This is a genomic window from Phenylobacterium sp. (assembly GCF_036963605.1).
GTDB lineage: Bacteria > Pseudomonadota > Alphaproteobacteria > Caulobacterales > Caulobacteraceae > Phenylobacterium.
Map to the genome: position 1 here is coordinate 1 of NZ_JBALUY010000137.1, position 2,606 is coordinate 2,606.

Annotated in this window: 2 protein-coding genes; both read right to left on the minus strand. The window is 70.7% G+C overall.

The features are described 5' to 3' along the window. Nucleotides 1-197: 197 nt before the first annotated feature. Entirely contained in the window at nt 198-1,346 is a 1,149-nt protein-coding gene (locus V7702_RS16675; protein WP_335651200.1) for an AAA family ATPase, read from the minus strand. 5 nt (nt 1,347-1,351) lie between these two features. After that, nucleotides 1,352-2,606: topoisomerase C-terminal repeat-containing protein (locus V7702_RS16680; RefSeq protein ID WP_335651201.1), on the minus strand; the 1,255-nt coding region annotated here is incomplete at its 5' end.

A 2,606-nucleotide genomic window follows, 5' to 3' on the forward strand; every position in this document is an offset into this window, starting at 1 on the left:
CTTCAGGCCGAAGGTCCGGGCCAGTTCGGAGCGGTCGGTCTCGCCGGTCTCGCGGATGTGGCGCAGCAGGGTTTCGCGATCGGGCAGGCCCGCAGGGCGGGCGGCGGCGAAGCGTTCGGACTTGGGCTTGCGGGTCTTGGCCATGGCGCCTTGTAACGCGGGAATCGCCCGTGCGCTTCACGAAGTGCCGCGCGGGCTCAGCCGAGATCGTCGTCCTCATCGTCCTTGAAGGCGCCAAACAGGGTCAGGCCGTCGATGGTGGTGGCGCCCTCAGTCTTGCGCACGGTGCGCACGGCGCCGTGGTCCTTGAGCGCCTGGGCCAGGCGCTCGGAATGGGTCACCAGCCAGACCTGGGTCCGCTCGGCGGCCTTGGCGATCAGGGCGGCCAGGGGCTCCATCAGGTCGGGGTGCAGGCTGGCCTCGGGCTCGTTGAGCGCGATGAAGGGCGGCAGGCGATAGGCGAGCAGGGCGCCGGCCAGCGCCAGGAAGCGCAGGGTGCCGTCCGACAACTCGGCGGGCTCGAAGACGCGCTGGGGGAATTCCGGCAGGCGCAGGCCGAAGGTGGCGGTGCGCTCGGGCGTCGGCAGATCAAGGCGCGCGCCGGGGAAGGCCGATGCGACGGCGGCGTCCAGGTCGGCGGTGTCGCCGCGGATATGGGCCAGGGTGGCGAAGACCGCCGCCAGATTAGACCCGTCCGAGGCCAGGGTCGGCGTCGCCACCGCCGTGCAGGGCAGGCGCAGGGACGAGGCCGCATCGGTGCGGACGTCATGATAGAAGCGCCACTCCAGCACCGTGCGGCGGACCAGGTCGAGCTCGGGATAGCGCGCCGGATCCTCCAGCCGCCCCAGCAGGGTCTCGGAGCTCAGCAGGTCGATGTCGAGGTCAGCGGGGCGGCCCTCGGCGTCGCGGGCCATGACCGCGCTGTTGCGCCGCTCTACCAACCGCACCCGCCGGGACCCCGAGAGATAGCTCAGGGTCTCGCTCTTGACCTGGGGCTCGGTGTCGAAGGCCGCCGCCGTCACCCGTTGGGGGAAGCCGACCTCCACCTCGTAGCGATAGGCGCCCTCGCGCTGGCCTGGCGCCGCCAGGGTGACGCCCAGCCCGATGCGGGACGGCTCCTTGGCCTTGCGGGGACCCGCCCACATGGCCCGGTCCAGACCCTCGGCGGCCAGGCGCGCGCCCAGCTGGTTCTGGGCGGCGGCCTGCAGCAGGTCCAGCGCGCGGTAGAGGTTGGACTTGCCGACCCCGTTGGCCCCGACGAAGACGTCCAGCCGCGACATCGGATAGGTGATGGCCCGCAGCGACCGGTAGCCCGAGGCGGAGAAGTCGCGAACGGGCAGGTCCATAGCGCTTAGCTGGCTGCGGTCTTCTTGGCGGGCGCCTTCTTGGCCGCGGGCTTTTTCGCAGCGGGCTTCTTCGCTGCAGCCTTGGGAGCCGCCGCCTTCTTCGCCGCCGGGGCCTTGTCCGCCTTCTCAGCCTTGGGCTTGGCCGCGGCCTTCTTCACCGGCTTCTTCTTGCCGCCGCCCTTGGCTTCGCGTTCGGCCAGCAGGGCGACCGCCTGCTCCAGGGTCACGTCCTGCGGGTCGGCCCCACGGGGGACGTTGGCGTTGGTGGCGCCGTGCTTGATGTAGGGGCCATAGCGCCCCGACAGCACCCGCACCGGCTGGCCGTCGCCCGGGTGGGCGCCCAGCTCCTTCAGGGCCGTCGCCTCGCCGCGGCGTCCCTTGCCGCCGGCCTTCTTCTCGGCGATCAGCGCCACGGCCCGGTTGAGGCCGACCTCGAACACCTCGTCGATGCTCTCCAGATTGGCGTAGGCGCCGTTGTGCTGAACGAACGGCCCATAGCGGCCGAGGCCCGCCAGGATCATCTGGCCGTCCTCGGGGTGGGCGCCGACCTCGCGGGGCAGGCGCAGCAGGCGCAGGCCCTTTTCCAGGTCCATGGCCGCCGGCGACCAGGTCTTGGGCAGGCTGGAGCGCTTGGGCTTGTCGCCTTCGCCCAGCTGCACATAGGGGCCGAACCGGCCGCTCTTCAGATAGACGATGAGGCCGGTCTCGGGATCGGTCCCCAGCTCGCGGTCGCCATTGGCCGCATCCGCGTCGTCGCCTTCGGTCTGGGCGATGGGCCGGGTGAAGCGGCATTCGGGATAGTTGGAGCAGCCGATGAAGGCGCCGAACTTGCCGGTCTTCAGCGACAGTCGCCCGGTGCCGCAGGTGGGGCAGGCGCGCGGGTCGGTCCCGTCGCCCTTGTCGGGGAAGATGTGCGGGCCAAGGGCGTCGTTCAGGGCGTCCAGGACGTTGGTGACGCGCAGCTCGGAAATCTCGCCCACGGCGGCGTGGAAGTCCTGCCAGAACTCCCGCAGCAGCACCTTCCAGTCCAGGTCCCCGGCCGAGACCAGGTCGAGCTTCTCCTCCAGGGCGGCGGTGAAGTCGTATTCCACATAGCGGCGGAAGAACTGCTCGAGGAAGGCGGTGACCAGCCGGCCCTTGTCCTCGGGCACGAACCGGTTCTTGTCCATCTTCACATAGTCGCGGTCGCGCAGCACGGTCAGCACCGAGGCGTAGGTCGAGGGCCGGCCGATGCCGAGCTCCTCCATCTTCTTGACCAGG